Source organism: Bradyrhizobium sp. ORS 375 (genome assembly GCF_000239775.1).
GTDB lineage: Bacteria > Pseudomonadota > Alphaproteobacteria > Rhizobiales > Xanthobacteraceae > Bradyrhizobium.
Genome location: NZ_CAFI01000194.1, coordinates 25,945 through 51,933, shown reverse-complemented (window position 1 = coordinate 51,933; position 25,989 = coordinate 25,945). Strand labels below are relative to the sequence as shown.

22 protein-coding genes and 1 pseudogene are annotated in these 25,989 nt (G+C 66.8%); 14 read left to right on the top strand and 9 right to left on the bottom strand.

What is annotated here, in order from left to right; genetic code table 11:
• The 3 genes and pseudogenes from BRAO375_RS16515 to BRAO375_RS16505 all read left to right on the top strand — a co-directional run.
• Positions 1-711 (top strand): annotated as a pseudogene (locus tag BRAO375_RS16515) (S8 family serine peptidase); the annotation flags it as partial.
• Between the two features lie 146 nt (positions 712-857).
• Complete coding sequence (locus BRAO375_RS16510) at positions 858-2,015, top strand: glycosyltransferase family 4 protein (protein ID WP_009028606.1); 1,158 nt, start codon at positions 858-860, stop codon at positions 2,013-2,015.
• Positions 2,012-3,013 (top strand): MraY family glycosyltransferase, encoded by a 1,002-nt coding sequence (locus tag BRAO375_RS16505; protein ID WP_009028605.1) that lies wholly within the window; start codon positions 2,012-2,014, stop codon positions 3,011-3,013. The genes BRAO375_RS16510 and BRAO375_RS16505 overlap by 4 nt, the downstream gene beginning before the upstream one ends.
• Before the next feature lie 4 nt (positions 3,014-3,017).
• Here BRAO375_RS16505 and BRAO375_RS16500 read toward each other — a convergent pair whose 3' ends face one another.
• Genes BRAO375_RS16500 through rfaD form a run of 4 tightly spaced genes read right to left on the bottom strand, consistent with a single transcriptional unit; the run spans position 3,018 to position 8,699 of the window.
• Positions 3,018-4,931, bottom strand: a complete 1,914-nt coding sequence (locus BRAO375_RS16500) for a polysaccharide biosynthesis protein (RefSeq protein WP_009028604.1) — start codon at positions 4,929-4,931, stop codon at positions 3,018-3,020.
• Positions 4,928-6,211, bottom strand: coding sequence for an O-antigen ligase family protein (locus tag BRAO375_RS16495; RefSeq protein WP_009028603.1), 1,284 nt, complete (start codon positions 6,209-6,211; stop codon positions 4,928-4,930). Before BRAO375_RS16495 ends, BRAO375_RS16500 begins: the two co-directional genes overlap by 4 nt.
• A complete protein-coding gene (gene rfaE1 / locus BRAO375_RS16490; RefSeq protein WP_009028602.1) occupies positions 6,208-7,680 on the bottom strand; it encodes a D-glycero-beta-D-manno-heptose-7-phosphate kinase in 1,473 nt (490 codons plus the stop codon). The genes BRAO375_RS16495 and rfaE1 overlap by 4 nt, the downstream gene beginning before the upstream one ends.
• Positions 7,681-7,718: 38 nt before the next feature.
• Positions 7,719-8,699 carry an ADP-glyceromanno-heptose 6-epimerase gene (gene rfaD / locus BRAO375_RS16485; RefSeq protein WP_009028601.1) on the bottom strand — a complete coding sequence of 327 codons (981 nt, stop codon included), beginning with the start codon at positions 8,697-8,699 and terminating at the stop codon, positions 7,719-7,721.
• A gap of 148 nt (positions 8,700-8,847) precedes the next feature.
• Here rfaD and waaF point away from each other — a divergent pair, with 148 nt between their 5' ends.
• From waaF to BRAO375_RS16470, 3 genes are read left to right on the top strand one after another with little or no spacing between them, the layout of a single operon-like run.
• On the top strand, positions 8,848-9,912 hold the full coding sequence (waaF, locus tag BRAO375_RS16480) for a lipopolysaccharide heptosyltransferase II (protein WP_009028600.1): 1,065 nt from the start codon (positions 8,848-8,850) through the stop codon (positions 9,910-9,912).
• Positions 9,913-9,969: 57 nt separating this feature from the next.
• Positions 9,970-10,566 (top strand): D-sedoheptulose 7-phosphate isomerase, encoded by a 597-nt coding sequence (locus BRAO375_RS16475; RefSeq protein WP_009028599.1) that lies wholly within the window; start codon positions 9,970-9,972, stop codon positions 10,564-10,566.
• Positions 10,567-11,094, top strand: coding sequence for a D-glycero-alpha-D-manno-heptose-1,7-bisphosphate 7-phosphatase (locus tag BRAO375_RS16470; RefSeq protein WP_009028598.1), 528 nt, complete (start codon positions 10,567-10,569; stop codon positions 11,092-11,094).
• Here the strand turns inward: BRAO375_RS16470 and BRAO375_RS16465 are convergent.
• Entirely contained in the window at positions 11,076-12,125 is a 1,050-nt protein-coding gene (locus tag BRAO375_RS16465; protein ID WP_085964510.1) for a glycosyltransferase family 4 protein, read from the bottom strand. The two genes, BRAO375_RS16470 and BRAO375_RS16465, sit on opposite strands and share 19 nt — an antisense overlap.
• 128 nt (positions 12,126-12,253) lie before the next feature.
• Between BRAO375_RS16465 and galE the strand changes: the two genes are divergently transcribed.
• The 4 genes from galE to BRAO375_RS16445 all read left to right on the top strand — a co-directional run bounded on the left by galE (position 12,254) and on the right by BRAO375_RS16445 (position 17,512).
• On the top strand, positions 12,254-13,267 hold the full coding sequence (gene galE / locus BRAO375_RS16460) for a UDP-glucose 4-epimerase GalE (RefSeq protein WP_009028596.1): 1,014 nt from the start codon (positions 12,254-12,256) through the stop codon (positions 13,265-13,267).
• Positions 13,268-13,369: 102 nt separating this feature from the next.
• Entirely contained in the window at positions 13,370-15,175 is a 1,806-nt protein-coding gene (locus BRAO375_RS16455; protein WP_009028595.1) for an ABC transporter ATP-binding protein, read from the top strand.
• A gap of 30 nt (positions 15,176-15,205) precedes the next feature.
• On the top strand, positions 15,206-15,904 hold the full coding sequence (locus BRAO375_RS16450; protein ID WP_009028594.1) for a fumarylacetoacetate hydrolase family protein: 699 nt from the start codon (positions 15,206-15,208) through the stop codon (positions 15,902-15,904).
• Between the two features lie 1,068 nt (positions 15,905-16,972).
• Entirely contained in the window at positions 16,973-17,512 is a 540-nt protein-coding gene (locus BRAO375_RS16445; protein WP_035640644.1) for a hypothetical protein, read from the top strand.
• A 101-nt stretch (positions 17,513-17,613) separates the two neighbouring features.
• On the opposite strand, the gene BRAO375_RS16440 is transcribed toward BRAO375_RS16445, so the two are convergent.
• The 3 genes from BRAO375_RS16440 to BRAO375_RS16435 form a co-directional block, all read right to left on the bottom strand.
• Positions 17,614-18,543: an aspartyl/asparaginyl beta-hydroxylase domain-containing protein gene (locus BRAO375_RS16440; RefSeq protein WP_009028591.1), complete on the bottom strand. Its 930-nt coding sequence runs from the start codon at positions 18,541-18,543 to the stop codon at positions 17,614-17,616.
• 478 nt (positions 18,544-19,021) lie between these two features.
• Positions 19,022-19,177 (bottom strand): hypothetical protein, encoded by a 156-nt coding sequence (locus BRAO375_RS38030; protein WP_009028590.1) that lies wholly within the window; start codon positions 19,175-19,177, stop codon positions 19,022-19,024.
• A 181-nt stretch (positions 19,178-19,358) separates the two neighbouring features.
• Complete coding sequence (locus BRAO375_RS16435; protein ID WP_009028589.1) at positions 19,359-20,054, bottom strand: PilZ domain-containing protein; 696 nt, start codon at positions 20,052-20,054, stop codon at positions 19,359-19,361.
• Positions 20,055-20,780: 726 nt separating this feature from the next.
• Here BRAO375_RS16435 and cpaB point away from each other — a divergent pair.
• From cpaB to BRAO375_RS16415, 4 genes are read left to right on the top strand one after another with little or no spacing between them, the layout of a single operon-like run.
• Positions 20,781-21,590: a Flp pilus assembly protein CpaB gene (cpaB, locus tag BRAO375_RS16430; protein WP_009028588.1), complete on the top strand. Its 810-nt coding sequence runs from the start codon at positions 20,781-20,783 to the stop codon at positions 21,588-21,590.
• Between the two features lie 17 nt (positions 21,591-21,607).
• Positions 21,608-23,077, top strand: coding sequence for a type II and III secretion system protein family protein (locus BRAO375_RS16425; RefSeq protein ID WP_502688912.1), 1,470 nt, complete (start codon positions 21,608-21,610; stop codon positions 23,075-23,077).
• Between the two features lie 33 nt (positions 23,078-23,110).
• Positions 23,111-23,845: a CpaD family pilus assembly protein gene (locus BRAO375_RS16420; protein WP_009028586.1), complete on the top strand. Its 735-nt coding sequence runs from the start codon at positions 23,111-23,113 to the stop codon at positions 23,843-23,845.
• Positions 23,842-25,110 (top strand): CpaE/TadZ family protein, encoded by a 1,269-nt coding sequence (locus BRAO375_RS16415; protein ID WP_009028585.1) that lies wholly within the window; start codon positions 23,842-23,844, stop codon positions 25,108-25,110. Before BRAO375_RS16420 ends, BRAO375_RS16415 begins: the two co-directional genes overlap by 4 nt.
• 2 nt (positions 25,111-25,112) lie before the next feature.
• Here the strand turns inward: BRAO375_RS16415 and BRAO375_RS16410 are convergent, their stop codons facing one another.
• Positions 25,113-25,982 carry a tetratricopeptide repeat protein gene (locus tag BRAO375_RS16410; protein WP_035640640.1) on the bottom strand — a complete coding sequence of 290 codons (870 nt, stop codon included), beginning with the start codon at positions 25,980-25,982 and terminating at the stop codon, positions 25,113-25,115.
• Between the last annotated feature and the right edge of the window lie 7 nt (positions 25,983-25,989).

Genomic DNA, 25,989 nt, shown 5'->3' with positions numbered 1-25,989 from the left:
GACAGCAACGGCAACTACACGAGCAATGCGATCGGGGCCGTGGCAGGCAGCTCGGCATCTCTCGAGGCCCTGGAGGCCAGCTTCCACCAGGACCTGAACGGCGACGGCACCATCGGAATTCCGGTGTCCGTCAGCGCGGTGAACTCGACTGCCATGACCGCCAACACGTCGGACGTCGCCGACCTCCTCGCCGCACGGGCCTTCGGCGGCAATGTCGTCGGCTTTGGCAGCACCGCAGCCCAGATCGACCTGAAGAGCATCGCCTTCACGTCGCTGCAGACGCATTTCGACGAGGCGAGCGGGGTCCTGTCGCTGAGCGACGGGACGAACAGCTCATCGCTGCACTTCGTCGGTCCGCTGTCGCCGGAGAATTTCCACTTCGCCGCGGATGGCCAAGGCGGCACTTTGATCTCCAACGCGACGGCGCAAGGCGCCGGTGCGGCGTCCCAGACGGTGTCGCTGCAGGGTCACGACACCTTCGTGTTCGCCGCGCATTTCGGCCAGGTGAACATCGCCGACTTTACGCTCGGCACCGACAAGATCGTGCTCAGCCAGAGCCTCTTCGCCGACCAGTCGGCGTTGCAGTCAGCGATCCATGACGATGCGGCGGGCAACGCCGTGATCACCGATGCGGCACTGGACACCATCACGATCCAGCACGTGTCGGCCGCCGAGTTGCTGTCGCACCTGTCCAGCTTCCACCTGGTCTGAGACCCGCGGCGTTACAGACCGCGACAGGGTTGACCACCGCCGGGCCTCCGGCGGTTGGTTCATGACCGCCGGCAAAGCAGATAACGGCTCGCGCCAGGGCGTGTCTTGGCCTATACGGCCTTCGACCGCCTGAGACCGTGAGTTTGATGCCCCCGCCCCGCTCCGCTTCGCCGCGCCGCCTGCTTTATGTGGCCAACGAGGATTTCGCGTTCCTGATGCACCGGCTGCCGATGGCGCGCGCGGCGCGCGATGCCGGCTACGAGGTGCATGTCGCGACCAACGTCAACGCGGGCGCCGCCGCGATCGCGGCCGAGCGCTTCGTGCTGCATCCGATCCCGTTCCGGCGCGGCGGGCTGTCGCCATCATCAGCCATGCCCACGGTCCGCGCGATACGCGCCGTGGAAGCGGCGATTCAGCCCGACATCGTGCACCACTCGGGGCTTCAGGCGAGCGTGCTCGGCTCGCTCGCGGCGCTCGGACGCGCCACCCCCGTCGTCAACGCCATGACCGGCATGGGCTACGTCTTCACGTCGTCGAGCCGGCGCTCGCGGCTGCTCAAGCAGGGCCTGCTGTGGCTGCTGCCAAAGCTGATGAACCGGGCGCCGAGCTGCGTGCTGGTGCAGAATCCGGACGATCGCGATGCGCTGCAGGCGATGGGCGTCCGCCCCGACAAGATCACGCTGATCCCCGGCTCCGGCGTCGACACCGACCGCTTCCAGCCGCTGCCCGAGCCGGAGGGGCCGATCACCTTCGGCTTCGCCGGGCGGCTGCTGACCGACAAGGGCATCCGGGCCTTGGTCGCTGCCCACCGGATGCTGCGCCAGCAGGGCCGCGACGACCTGCTGCTGATCGCCGGCTCGCCCGACCCGGCCAACCCGGCCTCGGTCTCGGCAGTGGAGATCGAGGCTTGGCGGAACGAGCCCGGCATCACCCTGCTCGGCCAGATCAAGGACATCACCGAGCTCTGGCGCCGCTGCCACATCGCCGTGCTGCCGTCGCATCGGGAAGGGCTGCCAGTCAGCCTGCTCGAGGCCGCCGCCTGCGGCCGTCCGCTGGTCTCGACGGATGCGCCCGGCTGCCGGGAGATCGCCATTCACGGCCAGACCGGGCTATCGGTGCCGGTCGAGGATGCGGCAGCCCTGGCGGAGGCGATGGCGCAGCTGGCGACGTTGCCCGAGCTGCGCATCCGCTATGGCCGGGCCGCACGGCAGCTCGTCGAGGACAAGCTCTCGGCCAGGATCATCGGCCGCTCCGTCGTGGCGCTCTATGATCGCCTCACCGCGGCCGCGGACGCAGGCCGATGATCGCCACCCCAGCCGCCAATGCCGCCCTCATCGCCCTGCTGGCGGCAGTGATGTGCGCCGTGGCGATCGTGCTGCTGCGCCCGCTGCTGCAGCGCTATGCGCTGGCGCGGCCGAACGCGCGGTCCTCGCACAAGATCCCGACGCCGCAGGGCGCCGGGATTGCGGTCGTCGGCGCGACGCTCGTGGTCGGGGGCGCCTTTGCCTCGGTGCTGGGCTTTGCGCCCCTGACGATGCTGTTCATCGCCGTGCCGATGCTGGGGCTGGTCGGCCTGGTCGACGACATCAGGCCGATCCCGGTGCTGCCGCGCTTCGTCCTGCAGGGGCTGGCGGTCGGCCTCGTCGTCCTCACCGCGCCTGATGATCTCAGGCTGTTTCCGGTGCCGCTGGCGGTCGAGCGCGCGCTGCTGCTGATCGCAGGTCTGTGGTTCGTCAACCTCGTCAACTTCATGGACGGGCTCGACCTGATGACAGTGGCCGAGGCCGTGCCGATCACGGCGACGCTCGTCCTGTTCGGCCTCTCCGGCGAGCTGCCCTGGCCCGCGACCGCCATCTCCGCTGCGCTCGGCGGGGCCATGCTCGGCTTTGCGCCGTTCAACCGTCCAGTGGCCAAAGTCTTTCTCGGCGATGTCGGCAGCCTGCCCATCGGCTTGCTGCTCGGCTGGGGCCTGCTGCATCTGGCGTGGCAGGGATACGTCGCCGCCGCGCTGCTGCTGCCGTTGTATTATCTGGTCGACGCCACCTTCACGCTGCTGCGGCGGATGGCGCGGCGGGAGCCATTCTGGGCGGCGCATCGCACGCACTTCTATCAACAGGCGACCGACAACGGCTTCACCGTCGCGCGCGTCGTCGGCGAGGTGTTCATCCTCAACATCGCGCTGGCGCTCCTCGCCGTGCTCTCCGTGGCGCTGCAGTCGCGGGCAGCGGACGCCATTCTGCTCGTGTTCGGTCTCGGCGCCGTCACCTGGGTGTTGAGCCGGTTCTCGCGGCCACACCATTGAAGGCTCAGGCCGCGCTCGAGCCGAACTCCGGCACGGCATCTTTCAGCACCGACTTGATCGTGACCGGATCATTGCGCCCGATCGCCTGATCGAGCGCCGCGATCCAGGCTTTCAGCGTCGGCATTGGCGGTTCGTTGGGCGTCGCCGCCATGATGCCGGCGACACCGATCTCCGCCGGCGGCTCCTCGCTCGCGAACAAAATCTCGTTCAGCCGCTCGCCTGGACGAATGCCGGTGAACTTGATCTCGATGTCGTAACCCGGCTGCAGGCCGGACAGCCGGATCATGCGCTCGGCGAGCTCCACGATGCGGACCGGCTGGCCCATGTTCAGCACGTAGACCGAGACATCCGGCCGCTGTGGCGCAAGGGCGTGCGAGGCGGCGGTGATCACGAGGTCGCAGGCCTCGCGGATGGTCATGAAGTAGCGCACCATGTCCGGATGCGTCACGGTGACCGGACCGCCGGCCTCGATCTGCGCCTTGAACTTCGGCACCACAGAGCCGTTCGACGCGAGCACGTTGCCGAACCGGACCGAGATCAGCCGCATCGGCGGCCGCCCCGCCGGCCGATCGGCGAGTTGGCGGTCGAGCGCCTGGCAGTACATCTCGGCGAAGCGCTTGGTGAGACCGAGTATCGACACCGGCTCGATCGCCTTGTCGGTCGAGATCATCACCATCGCCTCGGCTCCTGAGGCCACGGCCGCATCGGCCACGTTGATCGAGCCGAAGATGTTGGTCTTGACACCCTCGCTCCAATCACGCTCCAGGATCGGGACGTGCTTCAGAGCCGCGGCGTGGAACACCAGCGCCGGCTTGAACTCGCCGATCAGCGCGAACACCCGGTCACGATCCCTGATGTCGGCGATGCGGCCTTCGACGACGACATTGGCCTCGGGATCGGCCGCGAGCGCCTCGGTGATCGCATACAGCGCCGGCTCGGAGTTTTCGAGGATGAGCAGCCGCGCCGCGCCGAACGCCACGACGCGCTGACAGATCTCGGCGCCGATCGAGCCGCCGCCGCCGGTGACGACCACGGCCTTGCCGCGCACCAGCGCTTCCAGCCGGCCGTAATCGATCTTGTGGCTGGGACGCAGCAGGAGGTCTTCCACCGCGACGGGCGTCAGCCGCGGTGCATCGCCGCTCTCCAGCGACGGCAGCCGGCTGACGATCAGGCGCAGCCTCCGTGCCCGCATCAGGAAGGTTTCCGGATGGCAGTCCGGATCGAACGCCGTCGGCATCATCAGCGCGCGCGCGATCGGCCGGTCGCGCCGGGCAAAATCAGCCGCGACATCCTCGACGTCGTCGATGCCGCCGAGCACCGGAACGCCGCGGATCAGCTGGCCCCGGTCGGCCATCGACGGCGAGAGAATGCCGATCGGCCAGATGCGCTTGACCGCCCCGCTCTCGATGCCGCGCAGCACGACCTCGGCATCGGCCGCGCGGCCGATCAGAAGCGCCGGCGCGGCGTCGTCGGATCGCGCGTGCCGCCGCACCCGCGTGTAGCGGAAATAGCGGTAGGCGAAGCGCAGCGTGCTGAGCGCAAAGATCTCCAGGAACCAGAACAGGATGATCGTGAGCTTGCCGAAGAAGAACGTGCCACGCACATTGGGCGCGACGATGATGTAGTCGAGCACCAGGAAGGCGAGCGCCAGCACGGTCGCGACGCGCACGATGTTGAGCGCATCGGGCAGCGAGGTGAAGCGCCACTTCGTGGTCAGCAGGTTCGAGAAGTAGAAGACGACGAAGCTGAAGGCGATGAAGTAAGGCAGGATCTGGAGCAGCAGCGGCACCCGGTCCCAGAACGTGCTGGCGCCCTCGAAGCGGATGTAGAACGCCGCGAACAGCGCCACGATGCTGGCCAGCAGGTCATGCGCCGCGATCAGCAGGTTCCGCGAGGTGAGTTGCGACAGGCGCGTCATGGCACGACGGCCCCCTGCTCCACACCGGACTGTTTCCGCGATCGCATCACCATGCCGCCGGCGACGCCGACGCCGATCACATACATCCACCCCTCGTGGAAATCGAAGATGTGGGAGTTGAACAGCGAGGTGAAGATGTTCTGCACCACCACGAGGAGCCCGATCCATGGCACGAGGCCGTCGCCGCGAAACAGCAGGAGATGCACCGCCCACATCGCGTAGAGGATGACCACGCCGAGCGTACCCCACTGGACCGCGACGTTGAGCGTCTGATTGTGCGGATTGCCGACCACGGTGCCGGCGGCGAGGTCCGTGCGGCCGCTCGCAGCGAGCTCGAACAGATGGCGCGTCGAGCCCGAGCCGTGGCCGATCAGCGGAGCGTCGGCGAAGAAGTGCAGCGATTTGCGCCAGAACTCCAGCCGCTCGCCGATCGAGGTGACGGCGCGGTCGTTCCGGTAATCCTGGTACTGCTGCGTGAACGTCGCCACCTTCTGCTGCAATTGCGGCGAGACCGACCATGCGGCCAAGCCGATCAAGACAGCCGTGACCGCGATCATCAGGTTGGCCCGCCATTTCAGATGGATCATGCCGAACACCGCGAGCAGGATCGGGATCGTGACCAGCGCGGTGCGCGAGACGACGATGAAGATCATGTTGGCCAGGAATGCGATCATGATCACAGTGAGAAGGCCGGCGGGCACGAAGCGGCGGGCGCGCAACAGCTGCGCGATCGGATAGGCCAGCGCCACCGCGCAGAGCGAGAACTCCTGCCCCTGGTCGATGTAGTTCTTCACGAAGATGCCGCGATCGGCATTGGCCTTGAGCGCCAGCGCCGGATTGAACGCGACCGCCGTGGACATCACCACCATCAGCACGCAGGAGGCAAGAAAGGCCGTGAACACCCACAGGCCGCGCTCGGAGCGCTGGAAGTGATAGAGCAGCGCCGGCAGCACCAGCAGCTTCGCCGCCGGGCCGACGGCGTAGAGCCGCGCGCCCCAGGCCGCGTCCGACCACAAGGTGCCGACCAGCGCCAGCACGAACAGCGCGACCGGCGCCAGCGAGATCGGCCGCCTGAGGATCTGCAGCAGGCGGTCGAAGTCGAGAAACGGCAGCATCGTGATCAGCATCACGACGCCGAGGATGGACACCAGCGACGTCGACCACGGCAGCGAGGCCGCGAGCAGAATCGCCACCACGTCGACGGTGGTGCGCCACGCCGCCGGATCGCGCCAGCGGCGCGCCAGCAGCGCCGGACCGGGATGACCTGCCAGCGCGCTCATCGCAGATCGCTCCGGGCACGGTCGACCAGCGCGGTCGTGCTGTGTCCCTTCAAGATGTCGATCAGAAGCACCTCGCCGCCGGAAGCCTCGACGACCTCGTGACCCACAACCTGCTCGCGCGTGTAGTCGCCGCCCTTGACCAGCACGCTCGGCCGGACCAGCTCGATCAGGCGCAGCGGCGTGTCCTCGGCGAAGATCGCCACGAGATCCACGGCCTCCAATGCAGCAAGGACCTCAGCGCGGGCACGCTCGTCCTGCACGGGACGGCTCTCGCCCTTCAGCCGCTTGACCGAGGCATCGCTGTTCAATCCGACCACCAACCGGTCGCAGGCAGCGCGCGCTGCGGTCAGCACCTTCACATGGCCAGGGTGGAGAATGTCGAAACAGCCATTGGTGAAGCCGACACGCAGGCCCTCGCCGCGCCACGCCGCGACTCGGGCCGCGAGCTCACCATCGCTCTCGATGATCTTCTCCTCGGCCGCGCGATAGGCATGCGGCAGGATCTTTCTGCGCAACTCCGCCGACGTCACGCTGGCCGTGCCCTGCTTGCTGACCGCCACCGCCGCCGCTGCGCTCGCCATCCGCAATGCGTCTTCCCAGGCCGCGCCGGCTGCGAGCGCAGCGGCAAGGACGGCGACGACCGTGTCGCCCGCGCCGGAGACGTCGCGCACCTTGACCGGGTAGGCCGGCACGTGGACTGGATCACCCTGGCGCGGCACCAAGGTCATACCCCGCTCGCTCTGCGTCACCAGGATCGCCTCGCAATCGGCGAGATAGATCGCATCCTGCGCGGCCGCTGCAATCTCCTGCTCGGTCTCGGCGCGGCTGCGGGTGGCTTCCGAGAATTCCTTGCGGTTGGGCGTCAGCACGCTGGCGCCGCGATAGATCGCGAGATTGGCGCTCTTGGGGTCGACGATCACGCGCTTGCCCGCCCTGCGCGCGGCATCGATCACGTTACGCAGCACACGCGCGGTCAGCACGCCCTTGGCGTAGTCCGACAGCAGCACGATGTCGGCGCGGGCGATCAGCGGCAGAATCGCCGCGATCAGCTTCTGCTCGATGTCCTCGGACGCCGGGGCAGCGCGCTCCCAATCCGCGCGCAGCATGTGGGTGGAGAAATGCTCGGAGACGAAGCGCACCTTGCGCGTCGTCGGCCGCGACGGGTCGCGCACCAGGACGCTCTCGATGCCATCAACCTTGGCAAGCTCGGCCTCGAGTTGGTCGCCGGCCGCATCCTGCCCGACCAGGCCGACGAAGATGCAGCGCGCCCCGAGCGCGGCGATGTTGCGCGCGACATTGCCGGCGCCGCCGATATTGGTCTCGCTGCGCTGGACCGCGATGACCGGCGCCGGCGCCTCGGGCGAAATCCGCGACACCTCGCCATAGACGAACTCGTCGAGCATGAGGTCGCCGACGCACAGCACCGTCTGGCGGGCGATCGCTTGCGAGAGATCGTCAAAGTCGAACATCAGCGGCAGTCTCGGTGCAGTGGTCGGAACGAACTCGTCTAGCGGAAGCGGTCGGCGGAATCGAGATAGTCTCGGACATAGAGGGCCACCGCATCCTCGAGCGGCGTGAAACCGCCGTTGTAGCCGGCGGCCAGCAGGCGGTCGACATTGCTCTGGGTGAAGTACTGGTAGCTGCCGCGAATCGCTTCAGGCATGTCGACGTACTCGATCCGCGGCGTTGCGCCGAGAGTGGTGTAGACCGCCAGCATCATGTCCTTGAAGCTGCGCGCCTGCCCCGTGCCGACATTGAACAGCCCGGAGACCGACGGCGTGGCCAGCAGCCACAGCATCACGCGCACGACGTCGTCGACATAGATGAAGTCGCGGCGCTGGTCGCCGTCGGCGATGCCGTCGCGGTGCGACTTGAACAGCTGCAGCGTCTGACCCGCCTTGATGTCGTCGAAGCGACGGGTCAGCACGCTCATCATCGAGCCCTTATGGTACTCGTTGGGGCCGAACACGTTGAAGAATTTCAGCCCGACATATTGCGGCGGCAGCCTTTCGCCGCGCTCGGCGCGCGCCGCGATCGCGGTGTCGAACAGATGCTTGCTCCAGCCGTAGAGATTCATGGGGCGCAGCGTCTTCAGCGCCGCGAGCGACGGATCATCCACGAACCCCTGCGCGCCGTCGCCATAGGTCGCCGCCGACGAGGCGTAGATGAACGGCGTCAGATTCGCCGTGCACCAGTCGAGCAGGCGCAGGGAACTGCGGAAGTTGCGCTCCATCACGAGGTCGCCGTCGACCACCGTGGTCGCGGAGATCGCGCCCATGTGCAGGACGGCGTCGAGCCTGCGGCCCTTCAGCCAGGCGTCCAGGTCGGATGGCGGCACGACATCGGCCAGCTGCCGCTTGGCCAGGTTGCGCCACTTCCCCTCGCTGCCCAGCGTGTCGCACACCACGACATCGGTCCGGCCGGCCTCGTTCAGCGCCGCGACCAGATTCGATCCGATAAACCCGGCGCCGCCGGTCACCAGCAACATTCCGCAACCCGTCCTTGACCCGAAAACCCGGCCCTCGCGTAGCGCATGCGGCGGCAAAGTGTAAGCGGTTTGGTGACGGCCGGGTCCGGCGCACTTTACCTGTGGCGGCTGAGCGGGTACCAGCGCGCCGGAGCCAGGCAGACAAAGAATGAATTCCAATTCGGCCAAGATCGCGGTGGACGCTGAGGACACCAGCCCCATCCTGATCATCCCCTACATGTGGATCGGGGATTTCGTCCGCGGGCACACCGTGGTGCGGGTGCTCAAGGAGCGCTGGCCGAATCGCCCTGTGGATCTGCTGGTAACATCGCTGTGCGCGCCGCTGGTCGATTACATGCCCGGCGTCCGCTCCGGCATCGTCTGGGACCTGCCGCGCAGCCGGCTGGCGCTGGCCAGGCAGTGGCATCTCGCCAGCATGTTGCGCGAGCGCCACTATCGCACGGCGCTGGTCATGCCGCGGACCTGGAAATCCGCGCTGGCGCCGGCGCTCGCTGGCATTCCCGAGCGGGTTGGCTTCGTCGGCGAGATCAGGTTCGGGCTGCTCAATCGCTGGCGCTGGGGCGAGAAGGCGCTGCCGCGGTTCATCGACAAGAACGCTGCCTTGGCCCTGCCCGACGGCGCGCCGCTGCCGCCGGAATGGCCGGTGCCGCAGCTGCGTGTGCCGGCAGAGGACGTCGCGCGCTGGCGGGAGGCCAACGGTCTCGGCAGCCGCCCCGCTGTGGCGCTGGCGCCGGGATCGGTCGGCGCCGCCAAGCGCTGGCCGTTCTACGGCGAGGCAGCCCGGCTGCTGCTCGCCGCCGGGCTGGACGTCTGGGTCGTCGGCGGCCCCGGCGAGAAGGCGCTGGCCGCTGAGATTGTCGCCACCGGCGGTCCTGCCGTCCGCGACTTGACAGGAACCGACCTGCGCAACGGTATCCTGGCCATGGCAGCCGCGGGCGTCGCGATTTCCAACGATTCGGGCCTGATGCATATCGCTGCCGCGCTTGGGACGCCGACCATGGGCATCTTCGGCCCGACCAGCCCGTACCACTGGGCGCCGCTGAACGGCCTCGCCGCCACGGTCCAGACCAAGACCCAGGTGCCCTGCCAGCCCTGCCACCGCCCGGTGTGCCGCATGAACGATCACCGCTGCATGCGCGACATCCCGGCGACTGATGTCGCTGCCATCGCCCGGCAGATCCTGGCCGGCGCGGCGATCCCGGTCGCCCCCTAGCTTGCCGAGCGCCCCGGCGCCTCCTACACCGGCTTCACCGCAACCCGAGCCGTCATCGTGACCCACGCCCCGGACAGCCTGATCGCCAGCCATCTCGCCCGCTCCCAAGCGGCGATGGAGCATGCTGCCGGCGATGCCACGATGCTCGCCAGCGCCGAGCGGATCGCGGCGGCGATCATCGCGGCGCTACGCGGCGGCCACAAGCTCTTGATCGTCGGCAATGGCGGCAGCGCGGCGGATGCGCAGCACATCGCCGCCGAGATCGTCGGCCGCTACAAGCGGGAGCGGCCCGCTTATGCGGCCATCGCGCTGACCACCGACACCTCGGCGCTGACCGCGATCGGCAACGACTATGGCTTCGACCACGTCTTCGCCCGCCAGGTCGAGGGACTCGGCGTTGCCGGCGACGTGCTGCTAGCGATCTCGACCTCCGGCCGGTCGCCGAGCATCCTCAACGCGCTGCGCAAGGCGCGCGAGCGCGGCTTGGTTACGGTCGGCTTCACCGGTACCAAGGGGCTCGCGATGGGCGAATTGTGCGACGAGCTGCTGGTCGCGCCCAGCGACGACACGCCGCTGATCCAGCAGATCCACCTCGCGACAGCGCATGGCATCTGCGAGACGATCGAGGCGGCCTTGATGCGAGACCAGACCTAGATGACCAGCGCTCCCCTGAAGCCCGCAGCGTTTCTCGACCGCGACGGCGTCATCAATCATGACGACAACTACATCGGCTCGCCCGAGCGCATCCGCTGGATGCCGAATGTGGCGAACGCCATCCGGCGGCTGAACGAGGCCGGCTATCACGTCTTCCTCTTCACCAACCAGTCCGGCGTCGCGCGCGGGCTGTTCAGCGAGGACGACGTGCTCAGCCTGCACGACTGGATGCGGGCGGAGCTGGCGGCGCAGGGGGCCGTGATCGACGACATCCGCTACTGCCCGTACCATACCGAAGGCTCCGTCGAGCAGTATCTGCGCGAACATCCCTGGCGCAAGCCACAGCCGGGCATGATCCTCGACCTGATGCAGCACTGGCCCATCCGGCGCGAGGGCAGCTTCGTGATTGGCGACCGCGCTTCCGACATCGCGGCAGCGGAAGCGGCCGGCCTGCCCGGCTTCCTGTTCGCCGGCGGCGACCTCGATGCGTTCGTCGCCGATGTCATTGCTCAGACCAGTCCGCGATAGACCGCGGCGATCTTCTCGGCCTCGGCTTCGAGGCTGAACTTCTCCATCACGCGCGTTCGCGCCCGCTCGCCCATCACGCGCGCCGCTTCCGGATCCTGCATCAGCGGCTCGAGCGCGGCCACCAGCGCATCGACATCGCCTGGCGGCACCAGCCTGCCCGTCACGCCCTCCTCAACCACGATCTCCGCCGCACCAGCCCGTGCCGCGACCAGCGCGGCGCCGACGGCCATCGCCTCGATCAAGGTCAGGCCAAAGCCTTCGTTGCGCGAGGTGAAAGCGTAGATCGTCAGCCGCTGATACCAGCGCTGCACATCGGCGATGTCGAGTTCGCCGGTAATGACAATGCGCTGCTCGAGCCCCGCCGCGGCGATCTGCTTCTTGAGATCGCTCGCGAACGGCATCTGTTCCGGCGTGACGGCGCCGACCAGCACCGCGGAGAAATCCGGATAGCGCGGCAACAGCCGGCACATCGCGGCGACAAATACGTCGCTGCCCTTTTGCGCGCGGACGCGGCCGAAGCAGCCGATGGCGTATTTGCCCGGCAGGCCGCTTTCGGCGAACGCGGCAGCGCGATCGGCGGGCGGCTCATAAACCTCGGTGTCGACACCGTGCGTGACCACCACAGCCTCGCGCTTCAGATAGGACGCCGAGATGTCGCTGGTGGCGATGATCGCGTCCATGCGGCGGATCAGCCAGCGGGTGATCCAGCTGTGATGGCGCTGCGCGGCTGACGTGAACACCAGCTTGAGTGGCCAGCCGAGCGCGCGCAGGATCACGCCTATGATCATCTCGTCGTTGCGGCGGGCGTGCCAGATCAACGGCCGGCGCCGGCCCCACACCTTGAGCAGATCGCGCGCGTGCATCCGCGCGATCCCGTCCGGCGCGTAGCTGCCGAGCCAGGCCGCGCGCACCAGCTTCGCGAGCTTCGGCGCCACCATGCGATTGGTCGCCGTCACGCCGGAATAGCGGCGGTGCAGGTTCGGCACGATGACATCGAGATCTCCTGCGGAAAACGGCTCGGCTTGCACCATTCACTCCAATTTTAACGGTTCCCTATACGCAACATTCAGCACCGCCGCCAGTTCGCGATCCCCCGCAACAGGTCCTTCATTTCGCGGGCGTTAGTGTGCCGCAAAACAAACAGGGATCGCGTCAAACAATGACCGTGCTTGTCACCGGCGGCGCCGGCTATATCGGCAGCCACATGGTGCTCGCGCTGGCGGAGGCCGGCGAAAGCGTCGTGGTGATCGACAACCTCTCCACCGGCTTCTCCGGCTTCGTGCCGAGCGAGGTGCCGCTGTTCATCGGCGATGCCGGCGACGAGAACCTCGTCGACGGCGTCATCAGCCAGCACGGCGTCGACAGCATCATCCATTTCGCCGGCTCCGTCGTGGTGCCGGAGTCGGTGCGCGATCCCCTGCTGTACTACCGCAACAACACTATGACCACGCGCAGCCTCTTGAACGCGGCGGTCAAGCGCGGCGTCAACCGCTTCATCTTCTCCTCGACCGCGGCCGTCTACGGCAATCCGGACCAGGTTCCGGTGCCCGAGACCGCGCCGACGCGGCCGACCTCGCCCTACGGCACTTCGAAGCTGATGGCCGAGATCATGCTGCACGACACCGCCGCGGCGCACGACCTCAACTATGTCGCCCTGCGCTACTTCAACGTCGCCGGCGCCGATCCGCACGGCCGCATCGGGCTCGCCACCGTCGGCGCGACGCATCTGATGAAGATCGCGATGGAGGTCGCGACCGGCCAGCGCGCCAAGATCGACATCTACGGCACCGACTATCCGACCCCGGACGGCACCGCGATCCGCGACTTCATCCATGTCAGCGACCTCGCCCAGGCGCATCGCGCCGCGCTCGCCTATTTGCGCGCCGGCGGCGCCTCCACCACGCTGAACTGCGGCTATGGCCGCGGCTATTCGGTGCTCGAGACCATCGAGGCCGTGCGCCGCGTGTCCGGCCGCGTCATTCCGGTGCAAACCGCCCCGCGCCGTCCCGGCGACATCATGAGCATGGTGGCCGATACCAGCCGTCTCAAGGCGCTGCTCGACTGGACGCCGGCCTATGACAATCTGGAAACAATCGCCGCCCACGCGCTGGCCTGGGAGGAGAAACTGTTCCTGGAACGCCACAGCGACAGGGAGCAGCGGGCCTCGGCCTAGAATCAAGCACTTAGCCGTGGACCGGGGGGCTTGAAAAAGCCGCCCCGAGCGGGCAAGCACTCTTGTCCGCCCGGCGATTTGCCCGCGCGGCCAGGGACCAGAATGGCCGAATTTCCGAAGAAGATCACCGACGATCCCTATGGCGCCGCGATCCTGATCCGCCGCCTCGTGATGGAACAGGGCCTCGTCTACTGGCGCCGCTATCTCACCGCCTTCGCGCTGATGGCGGTCGCCGCCGGAGCCAGCGCCACGGCGACCTACGTGCTCGGCCAGGTCATCAACAAGGCCTATGTCGAGAAGAGCATCCCCGGCATCGTCGCGCTCTCCGGCGTCACCGTGCTGCTCTTGTTCGTCAAGGGCATCACCACCTACAGCTACGCCGTCATCCTGTCGAAGATCTCCAACGCCATCCTCGCCAACAACCAGCGGCAGTTGTTCGCCAAGCTGATGAACGAGAGCGTCGGCTTCTTCTCCGAGCGCCATTCCTCCGAGTTCCTGGCCCGCCTGACCTCCGGCGCCAAGTCGATCACTGACATCCTGAGCATGCTGATCAACGCGATCGGGCGCGATCTCGTCACCCTGATCAGCATGATCGCGGTGATGGTGCTGCAGGATCCCTGGATGTCGCTGCTCGGCCTGCTCGTGGTGCCGCCGGCGATGCTGGTGCTGCGCAAGCTGGTCAAGCGCATCAAGGGCCTCGCCTACAACCAGTTCACCGGCACCGCCGACATCCTCGAGACGATGCAGGAATCGCTGCAGGGCATCCGCACCGTCAAGGCGTTCACGATGGAAGCGGCGATGCGCGCGCGCATCGACGAGAACATCGCCGCCGTCGAGCAGAACGCCAACAAGATGGCTCGCGTCTCCAACCGCTCCAATCCGCTGATGGAGATGCTCGGCGGCTTCGCCGTCGCCGGCTGCCTGATGTATGCCGGCTACTCGGTGGTCGCGCTCGACGCCACGCCGGGCCAGTTCTTCTCGTTCATGATCGCCTTCCTGATGGCGACCGAGCCGGCGAAGCGGCTGGCGCGGCTCAACATCGACCTCAACAGCCAGCTGGTTGGCGCCCGCATGCTGCTCGAAGTCGTCGACAGCCCGGCCAGCGAGCGGCCCGACGACGACAAGCCGGCGCTGAAGCTCAGCGACGCCAAGATCGAGCTGCGCGACGTCTCCTTCGCCTATCGCGACAACGAGCCGGTGCTCAAGCGCATGAGCTTTACGGCCGAGCCCGGCAAGGTCACCGCCCTGGTCGGCCCGTCCGGCGGCGGCAAGTCGACCGTGCTGGCGCTGCTGCTGCGCTTCTACGAGGCCACCGCAGGCGACATCTTGATCGACGGCCAGTCGATCTCGGCCGTGTCCCGGCACTCGCTGCGGGCGCAGACCGCCTATGTCGGCCAGGACGTCTATCTGTTCCGCGACTCGATCCGCGCCAACATCGCCTTCGGCAAGCCGGGGGCGACGGAGGCCGAGATCATCGAGGCGGCGAAGGCGGCCTGCGCGCACGACTTCATCATGGGCTTCCCGCTCGGCTACGACACGCCGGTCGGCGAGCACGGCACGCAACTCTCCGGCGGTCAGCGCCAGCGCATCGCGGTCGCCCGCGCGCTGATCCGCAACGCACCCGTTATCCTGCTCGACGAGGCCACCGCGGCGCTGGATTCCGAGTCCGAACGCCAGGTGCAGGAGGCGATCGAGCATCTCTGCCAGAACCGCACCACCATCGTCATCGCGCATCGCCTGCACACCATCATGAACGCCGACGCCATCCTGGTGGTCGAGGCCGGCGAAATCGTCGAGCGGGGCCGGCATGACGATCTGTTGCGCCGTGGCGGCCGCTATGCTTCGTTCTTCCGCCTGCAACAGCGCGACATGGGGCCGAACGTCATCCTCATGACCGCGACATCCTGAAAAGCCCATTTCACCGCATCGAGACCTTTCATGAGCTCCACCGTCATCCCGGCCTTCCCGCAGCCTTCTCTTCCCGTCCAGGGCGAAGCCGGTGTCTTCCCGGTCCGCCGCATCTGGTGCGTCGGCCGCAACTATCTCGAGCACATCCGCGAGATGGGCAATGACGAGCGCGATCCGCCGTTCTTCTTCGCCAAGCACGCCGACATGCTGGCGCCCGAGGGCGCCGTCATCCCCTACCCGCCGCTGACCCAGGACATGCATCACGAGGTCGAGCTGGTGGTCGCGCTCAAGAGCGGCGGCCTCAACATCCCGACCGACAAGGCGCTGGACCACGTCTACGGCTACGCCGTCGGCATCGACCTCACCCGCCGCGACCTGCAGCTCGCCTCCCGCAAGATGCAGCGCCCCTGGGAGGTCGGAAAGTCGTTCGACCATTCCGCGCCGTGCTCCGCCATCCAGCCCGCATCCAAGATCGGCCACCCTGCGAAGGGCAAGATCTGGCTGTCGGTCAACGGCACCGAGCGGCAAAAGGGCGACCTCTCCGAGCTGATCTGGAACGTGCCGGAGATCATCTGGAAGCTCTCCCAGCAGGTCGAACTCGCCGCCGGCGACATCATCATGACCGGCACGCCGGCCGGTGTCGCGGCGGTGGTCGCAGGCGACAAGATCGAATGCGGCGTCGACGGCGTCGGCACGCTGAAGGTGAGCATCGGGCCGGCGGCGAAGTAAGCCGTCGCGCCTCGCAGAGCGGCCTCAGCGCCGCAGACCTCATCGTCAAAAGGCCGCGCCCCGCGCGGCCTTTTTTCGTTCGCCAGACGTCTGAAGTGCAGCACCCAGCCACGGCACCCGACGGTGCACTCCCCTCCCCCTTGCGGGGAGGGGAGCGCACCGTCCGCGCGGCGAGATCTTCGACCCCCATGGTGAGGAACGCCGCACCGATCGGGCCGATCCGAGGCGAGATCATCGTCCGCGGCGCGTCTCGAACCATGAGGCCCCGAACGTGCGGCACACCTCATCGCCGACGGCAAAGCCATCAGCCGGCGCATGGGCATGCACCATCATCTGATCCACAATCTCAAACAGCATCGGGCTATCAGGGAAACAAGCACCCACCTTCTCGCGACGCATCCCGCGCCCGAGTGATGCTCCAACTCCCGCCCTCTCCAATCGGAGGGCGCAGGGAAGGCCGGGCGCTGGCCGCGCCCGTGGCCCGCCTGCAGAAAAAAAGCAGGCGGCAGTCACCACAGGTCTGGCCGAACACACCCGGCCTTCCCCGCGCGATGGTTTTAACAGGCTATAGCGCGCTCTTCCTGGTGCACCGGGCTTTCTGGCCACCATGTCGCGCCATGCGCTATCGCGCATGACGCTGGATACTAGCATCGGAGTATCAGAACCACGCGCCTTCACCGTCCGCGAGCGAAACGTTCGTCCGTGCTCATCACACGCCGCCGCCCGCGTCCACCGCTCCCCGCTGCCAACGTCCGTGACGACCGCGAACCGTCCCCTACCGCGCAACGGGATGGGCGAGACTGTAATACTGATTTTACGAAATTATCAAGCGATTTATGTTTTCCGGAAGGACTTGACAGGCTGATGACGGACGTGATTTGCCCGACGACCAGGACCAGCGCGCTGTACGACACTGAGAAAAGAAAGCCGACCGGCAGCGACCCGACCTCAAAAGCAACGATCTCGTATTCTGCTTGCGACAGATCATCAATTCCTCGTTTCAACGAATAAACTGCGCGGAGGCGGCGTTTTGTCAGCGCTTTGAAATCAGTTTTGGGATCAGTGCCTATGTCCGAACTTACTGAACCATCGGCACGTCTCCGATTGGCTGCAGAGCTGGCCATCGGCCTCGCACGACGGCTTGCGATGACGCTCGAACCAAGCGACATGCCGGGCTACTACTGGCACTACGCACAAACGCCGTTCGAGGACGGGTGCTACGTGCTTTGGGAACTCGGCGCCGCCATGACATTGGTAGAGACCCAAAGCGGCTTCGAAGGCATGACTCATCCGCAATACGAGCTCGCAAAGCGGCGTCGTGGCGAGGAAGCATTTGCAGTGTACAGCTTTTTCGAAGCTCCCAAAACACGTGCGAGTGTCCTGGCCTATGGCGAGCTACCGGACGCACTATTTGCGCGCTTACTCGACGTTTATCTGAAAACGGCATGCGAGTATGGTCCGGAGGGAACACAGCTTTATTCGGGACGTGAGCCATTCACGCCGGCACTCGAATTCGTGCAAGAAATTGCGGCATTCATCGCGTGCGGATACGCAGAAGAATGCGGGAACATGATCCGATGGAGCGACAAGATCGCTTCTGCGATCTAGCAAACGTAGGGCGGATTAGCCGAAGGCGTAATCCGCCGTCCCTCCGCGGACAAGGAGCGGCGGATTACGCTTCGCTAATCCGCCCTACCCGTCCCCGCCCCTCACCGAAACGCCGACACCACGATCGCGCCGACGATCGCCACCGTCAGCGTGTACTTCGCCGCGTAGTACACCGTCCTGTTCCACGCCTTCACCTTGCGCGTGGCGAGATGAAACTCATACAGCTTGCCGAACACCTTGTTCAGCACGCCGACATGCTCGCCCTCGACGTTCTGCGTCGCCGAGGCCTTGACGATGTGGTGGCTGACCCAGCGGTTGATGGCGGTGAAGGCGCCGTATTTCATCGGGCGCTCGACGTCGCAGAACAGGATGATACGGTTGACGTCGGTCAGGTTCTCCGCGCTGTGAATAAAAGTCTCGTCGAACATGAAGGCCTCGCCGTCGCGCCAGACGCAGGGCACGCCGTCGACCAGGATGCGGCACTTGTCGGAGTTCGGGGTGACGAGGCCAAGGTGATAGCGCAGCGAGCCGGCGAAGGGGTCGCGGTGGGCGCCGAGCTTGCCGCCGGGCGGCAGCATCGCGAACATCGCGCCGTGGACGTTCGGGATGGAGTTGAGCAGCTCCACCGTCTTCGGGCACAGCGTGCGCGCCGACGGCAGGAAGTCGTCGTACCATTTCAGATAGAAGCGCTTCCAGCCGCTCTTGAAGAAGGAATAGAAGCCCCAGTCGTTGTTGGCGGCGGCGGCGCGGATGAAGCCGTCGTCGAACAGCCGCACCGCCTCCTCGCGGATCTCCTGCCAGTTGTCGGTGAGCTTCTGCAGCTCGGGAAACTGCTCGACCGGGATCACCGGCGTGTTCGGCACGGCCGAGCCGGCATACATCAGCACGTTGTAGGGGGCGAGATAGGTGGAGTGATCGCCGAGCTGGCGGGCGAAGCGCAGCCGCTCCTTGCCGCGGAAATGGACGTAGATGGTGGCCCCGATCAGAGCGTAGAGCCCAATGAGCTGTGGCGCGAAGAGCTGACGCAGCATACCCGATCCCCAATGATCCGGCCGCTCAGAGCGCTAGCGCAGAACCGTGTCGCCCCGATGGACGTTCTCGACGACGGTGATCTGATACAGGCCGCAAGGCCCTACAATAGCCGCATGTGCGGCGGGCTGCATCCCCTCGCCTGGGAGTTGTGAGCAAAAAGCTGGGGTGGCGAGCCGAAATGTGCCTGATGGGCAACAGCAGGAACCAACAGGTCCTCTGCGGAAATTCTGATCAGACTCGGATGCCTACGGAGCCTCCCGCTGTCATCGCCGGCCTTCGGGTCTCGCCTCCGGCGAGCTTGAGGAGAGGCTCCGGCGGACGATCCGGGACGCCGGAAGTCTCAATTCAAGAATTTCTGCCGCGGAGTACTGGATGCTCCGCTTTCGCGGAGCATGACACCTGTGGGGCTCGCGAGAGCCCGCCTCCCACGCTCGCAGAGTTAGCGAACGAGCCCCCTATCCTCTAGCCGCGTATCCGCTAGTTGCGGGTCAGCTCCTGCAGGCCCTTGAAGGTCAGGCGCTTGGGATCGCGGACGCCGGCGAGATACATGCGCCGGATATAGGCGGCGACGGCGTCGCGGTCGTAGCCGGTCAGGACGACGATGGCGTCGACGGCGGTCTTCTGGGCCTCCATGGGACTGGCTCCTCCTGGACGTGCGAACCCGGCGCACACGAGCGTTCACGATGTCGCTTAACACCGCGTTAACTGTGCGAGCGGGTGACCCGTTCCATGCATGGATTCGCGCGCTCGCGGGAATACGCGAAACCGCGCAGGGCGAGCGACTGCGTGAGCCGGCGACATCGAGTCGCCGCGGTCAGACCATGAAGAAGTCCTCGGGCGCCTCGATGCGGCCATCATCGGCATGGGCGACGAGCTTCTGCCGGGTCGGCCGGGTCGGCGGCGTGATGACGCGCCGCTCGAGCTCGGTGGTGGCCGACAGCGCGTCGACGAACTTGATGGCGAAGCCATCGGGGAAGTGCCTGACGACGCGGCCGACGCAGCTGCCGACGGCGAGCGGCGTGCCGATCTCCGGCTGGATCTCCGCCGACACCGCAGCCCCCGACATCGATGCATCGATCACGAAGCACGGGATGATGCTGCCGTCGGCGAGCGTCAGCGCGGAGTGCGGCGAGTTCGGCACAAAGCGCGCATCGCGGCGGGAGTCGCGGACCGTCGGATCCTTCTGCTTCTTCTCCAGCCAGACCAGCTTCTCGGCGAGCTTGGCGCGCTCGGCGCGCGTCATCTCCAGCTCGAGCAGGAAGCCGCCATGCACGGTGTCGCTGATCTCGCCTTCGAACTTGCCGAAGTCGCGGAAATACGACGTCAGCCGGTCCCCGACCTTGCCGACCACGGGCACGTCGAGCAGCGCGCGAAACGGCGATACCCGCGTGGTGCGGCAGGCGAAGGAGCGCAGCTTGCCTTCCGGGTCATACCAGTTCGGCAGCGTGTAGGTCCCCGCCGTCTGAATCCTGACAGCGCGCTGCTTCAGGAATCGGGCAACTGATGACATTGCACGCCTCCCCCCGATCCCCATTCATCCCCGTGACCCGCGACCGCCCGCCGCTGATCGCAGCGCGCCACGGTCAATACAATTTCTGCGTGTATTCTTGAGCAAGATACACCGCGCACGAACCCAGCCATCATGGCCGGACGGTGCGCGCAAAAGCCTAAGGAAGTCTGAAAATCCGGTCGGAAATCCCGCCTAACGGAATCGTATGTCCAACCCCTTTCCGCTTTCTGAAGATGCGGCCCCGTCTGATTACGGTGCAGCGCGGCATGCTGTATCGGCATCGTCGCTCCCCTGGAGAGTGCAGCGCGCACATGTCGTGCGGGCGCGGAGGCAAGCGAGATCGGCTGATCCTCTTCTCCTCGCGCGACGGCACAATCGCGTCGACACCGTCATCGTTCCTCCGCCTGAGTTGTTAGCAAACGATCAAGCTTAACGAGATGACCACTGAGGCTCGGCTGCAACTCACGATCTCATTCTGCTGCGCGCGCGACGACGGATACGTGCGGGCACACCGCGCGCAAATAGCTAACACATTCGCGGCGTTTCACTATTCGTGCGCTAACAACCTGTTCACCACTTGCGCAATCGCCGCTTTGCCGAGGGGTCGCGGCCGGCCTCGTTCAAGTCTGCTTATACCATTGGCGCTTAGTCGTTAGTCAGGGAGAACCGCTGACCGCAGGTCTCGCGTGTTGCTTCCCGGCGTATGAGTAGAAAGTAGTTCCGCTGATGATGACGGCACGCATCGTGGTGTTAACCATCGCTCTCGGCGCGGGCGGTGTTGCGGCCTATCTGGTCAGCAGCTCCGAGAGCCAGCAGCCGGCGCCGGTGGCGCCCGTCGTGCAGCTGCCCACCGTCGAGGTGCTGGTGGCGAAGGCCGACATCGGGCTCGGACAGGCGATCAAGCCGGGCGACCTGATCTGGCAGACCTGGCCGGAGGCCGCGAGCAACATCTTCATTCGCCGCGGCGACCGGCCGGAGGCGGCCAATCAGCTGGTCGGCTCGATCGCGCGTGCACCGTTCGTGATCGGCGAGCCGATCCGCGAGCAGAAGCTGGTCAAGTCGGACGGCTCCGGCTTCATGGCGGCGATCCTGCCTGCGGGCATGCGCGCCATCTCCACCGAGATTTCGCCGGAGACCGGCGCCGGCGGCTTCATCCTGCCGAACGACCGTGTCGACGTGATCCTGTCGAAGCGCGAGAAGAATCCGGACAAGCCGGGCGCGACCGACAGCGTCAGCTCCGAGATCATCCTCTCCAATGTCCGCGTGCTGGCGATCGACCAGGCGCCCAAGGAGAAGGAAGGCCAGAACGCGGTGCTCGGCAAGACCGTGACGCTCGAGCTGAAGCCCGAGCAAGCCGAGACGCTGGCGCGGGCGCGACAGGCCGGCACGCTGGCGCTGGCACTGCGCAGCATCGCCGACATCAACGCGCCGGACACCGGCAAGACCGAAACAGAGCAGCAGCAGATGGCGCGGCGGGGCAACGCCATCGAGATCATTCGCTACGGGATCACGAGCGCCCAGACGGCGCAGAAGTGATGAGAAGGATGGGGACAATGATGGGTGGGGATCAACGCAAGAAAATGGGGATGGCGCTGGTGCGCGCGCTCTCCATGTCGGCGGCCATCGCCCTGGCGCTCAATCCGGCGCTGGCGCCGGTGAAGGCGGCTGAGGACAGGGATACGCCGATGGTGTCGGTCGGCTCGTCGAAGGTGCGCTATCTGTCGCTCGGGATCGGCAAGTCGGTCGTGGTCGACTTCCCGCAGGACGTCAAGGACGTGCTGGTGGCCGATCCGAAGATCGCCAACGCGGTGGTGCGCTCGGCGCGGCGCGCCTACATCATCGGTGCTGCGGTCGGCCAGACCAACGTGGTGTTCTTCGACGGCGAGGGCCAGCAGGTCGCGGCCTATGACATCGCGATCAAGCGCGATCTCAACGGCGTGCGCCAGGCGCTGAGCCAGAGCATTCCCGGCGTCAAGATCGACGGCGTCGGCGACGGCGTCATTCTCACCGGATCCGTGTCGAGCCCGGTCGAAGCGCAGCAGGCCGGCGAGATCGCAGGCCGCCTGGTCGGCGGCGCCGACAAGGTCGTCAACTCGATCGTCGTGCGCGGCCGCGACCAGGTGATGCTGAAGGTCAACGTGTCGGAGGTGCGGCGCGAGATCGTCAAGCAGCTCGGCATCGATCTCAGCGCCAGCATGACCTATGGCACCGCGGTCGTGAACTTCAACCAGACCAATCCGTTCACGGCCTATGGCAAGTCGCTGGTGTCCGGCAACGGCCTCTCCGCCATCGGCGGCGGCAACCTTTCGTCGGTGTCGGCGACGATGCGCGCGATGGAGACCGCAGGCGTCGTCAAGACCCTGGCCGAGCCGAACCTGACCGCGATTTCCGGCGAGTCCGCGACCTTCATCGCCGGCGGCGAATTCCCGGTCCCCGGCGGCTACTCCTGCGATCCCAAGACGGGCCTGTGCAGCACCTCGGTCATGTTCAAGAAGTTCGGCATCTCGCTGAACTTCACCCCGGTGGTGCTGAGCGAGGGCCGCATCAGCCTGCGCGTCATGACCGAAGTGTCGGAACTGTCGAACGACAACGCGATCACGCTGTCCTACGCAACGAGCGCAAACTCGGCCTCGTCGGTCACGATCCCTGCGATCCGCACCCGCCGCGCCGAGACCACGCTGGAAATTCCCTCCGGCGGCTCGATGGCGATGGCCGGCCTGATCCAGAACCAGACCAAGCAGGCGGTCAACGGCCTGCCCGGGCTCAATCAGCTGCCGGTGCTGGGCCAGCTGTTCCGCAGCCAGGACTACGTCAACAACGAGACCGAGCTGATGGTGCTGGTGACGCCTTACGTCGTGCGCGCCGTCGCGCAGAAGGAGCTGTCGCGGCCGGATGACGGCTTCGCGCCGGCGACCGACTCGGAGTCGGCGCTGCTCGGCCGCATGAACCGGCTCTACGGCGTCGCCGCCAAGGTCGACGCGGTGACCGGGCAGCCGGCCGGCTTCGGCTTCATCATCGACTGAGACGGCGGGATCAGGGGCACGGGGGATAAGATCATGACGGGATCATCTGCAGACAGGCGGCGCGCACTGGCCAGCCTCGGCGCGCTGGCGGGGCTGGCACTGACGCTCGGCGCCTGCAATTCCACCAGCGGCGAGGTCGTGGCGACGATCCCCGATGACTACAAGATGCGGCATCCGATCGCGATCGAGGAAGGCCGACAGTCGATCGTCGTCTTCATCGGCTCAGGCCGCGGCGGCCTCACCACGCCGCAACGCGCCGACATCGCGGGGCTGGCGCGCTCCTGGCAGCGCGAGGGCACCGGCGTCATCACGGCCGATGTGCCGGCCGGCACGCCGAATGCGCGCGCCGCGGCCGACGCCTATCGCGAGATCCATGCCATGCTGACCGCCGGCGGCGTGCCGTCGCGCGCGATCACGATGCGCCATACCACGCCCGACGATCCGCGGCAGCTCGCGGTCATCCGGCTGAGCTATCCGAAGATCGCCGCGGTCGCCGGTCCTTGCGGCCTGTGGCCGGACGATCTCGGGCCGAACATCAACAATCCCGGCTACAGCAGCAACCAGCACTATCAGAACTTCGGCTGCGCCACGCAGCGCAATCTGGCGGCGATGATCGACAATCCGGCCGATCTCGAGCAGCCGCGCTCCGAGACCGCCGCCTACACGCCGCGCCGCTCCGCGCTGTTCGAGAAGTACCGCAAGGGCGAATCGACGGCGGTGACCTATCCGGAGACCGAGAAGGCCAAGCTCAGCGATACAGGCAAATGATCAACGCGTCCCGTCACAGCCAGGATGAGCAGCCGGCGCCGAGCGGCCCGGTGCTCGACGACCACATCGCGCCGGTCCCCCGCGTCTCGGTGCAGGCGTTCACCGAGACCGACCAGACCTCGTCCGCGGTGCTCGCGGCGAGCCAGGACCGCCGGCTCGGCAAGGCGCATATCACGATCAAGGCGGGCGGCATGGCCCGCGCGATCGAGACCTATCATTCGCAGCCGACGCCCAACGTCATCGTCATCGAGACCAAGCCGGGCGGCGACATCCTGGGCGGCCTCGACGATCTCGCCAGCGTCTGCGATCCCGGCACCCGCGTGGTGCTGATCGGCAGCATGAGCGACGGTGTCGCCTATCGCGAGCTGGTGCGGCGCGGCGTCAACGACTACGTCATCGGGCCGGTCGAGACGATCGACGTGATCCGCTCGATCTGCAGCCTGTTCTCCGCCTCGGAGGCCGTCATCACCGGCCGCATCATCGCGGTGGTCGGCGCCAAGGGCGGCGTCGGCGCCTCCACGGTGGCGCACAACGTCGCCTGGAGCATGGCGCGCGACCTGACGCTGGATTCCGTCGTCATCGATCTCGACATGGCGTTCGGCACCGCCGGCCTCGACTATAACCAGGACCCGCTGCAGGGCATCGCCAACGCGATCTTCCAGCCCGACCGGCCGGACACCGCGCTGATGGAGCGCCTGCTCGCCAAATGCACCGAGCATCTCAATTTGCTCGCCGCCCCCGCGACGCTCGATCGCGTCTATGATTTCGGGGCGGACGCGTTCGACGCGATCTTCGATACGCTGCGCCTGACCCAGCAATGCATCGTGCTCGACGTGCCGCACCAATGGTCGGCCTGGACGCGGCACGCGCTGATCAATGCCGACGACATCCTGGTCGTCGCCGAGCCGGATCTCGCCAATTTGCGCAACGCCAAGAACCTGCTCGGCGTGCTCAAGGCCTCGCGGCCGAACGACCGGCCGCCGCTGTACTGCCTGAACCAGGTCGGCATGCCCAAGCGGCCGGAGATCGACCTGAAGCGCTTCGCCAAGACGGTGGAGGCCGAGCCGGTCGCGGTGATCCCGTTCGACTGCAAGCTGTTCGGCACCGCCGCCAACAACGGCCAGATGATCGCGGAGATCGGAGCGCTGAGCCGGACGCCGAAACTGTTCCAGCAGATCGCCAACCGGCTCACCGGCCGTGTGGACGCGAAGCCGCAACGCGGCTCGCTGCTGGCGCCGATCGCCAAGCTGCTCGGCGCAAAGTAGCCTCAGTCGTCGGAGCGGCTCAGCGCCTTCGCCAGCGCCTTGTCCGGCTGCCCCGCCACGGGGCGGTCGTGGCGCGGCGACAGCTCGCGCTGGGCGACCTGCCGGCGCACCAGGATCTTTTTCACATAGGCGACATTGGCATTCGCCTGCTCCGGCGGCAGGCCGGAGCGCGCGATGCTCTCCGCCTCGCTCATGCGGCCCTGCAGGCCGACGATGACGGCGAGATTGGTGCGGACCCGTGGGCTGGCGTCGGGATTGGCAGCGGCCTTCCGCAGCTGCTCCTCAGCCTTGGGCAGCTCGTTGGAGAGTGCGTAGGACAGGCCGAGATTGGACAGCACGGAGGGATCATCGGGCGCGATCTTCAGCGCGGTGATGTAATATTGCCGCGCCTCCTCGTTGCGCCCCATCTGGTCGAGCGTGGCGCCCTGCGCCGAGAGGATCCGCCAGTCGGGATCCTCGGGCGAATGCGCCCGGCTCAGCACATCGAAGGCCTGCTGGAAATTGCCGTTGTCGGCGAGCGCGCGGCCATAGGCCGCGAGCAGCGCCCGGTTGCCGGGATTGGCGATGGTCGCCTGCTCCAGCACCGCCACCGCCTGGGAGCGCTGCCCGGTGGCGCGCAGCGCGCTGCCATAGCGCAGCGCGAGCTCGGGATCGTTCGGGGTGGCGCGGAAGCGCTCGCGCAGCTGGTCGACCTCGGCGCGCGGATCAGCCGCCGGCGCGCCGGGCTTCTCGGACTTGCCGCCAAGCGCGCCGGTGATGTCGCCGAGATCCGTCGTCTGGCAGGCACCGAGGCCGAGCAGCACGACGGTGAAGGACAGCGCGAACGCAGCCGGCCGCAACAGAGGACGAGAGCAAGAGGGCCGCATACGCATGCAACTG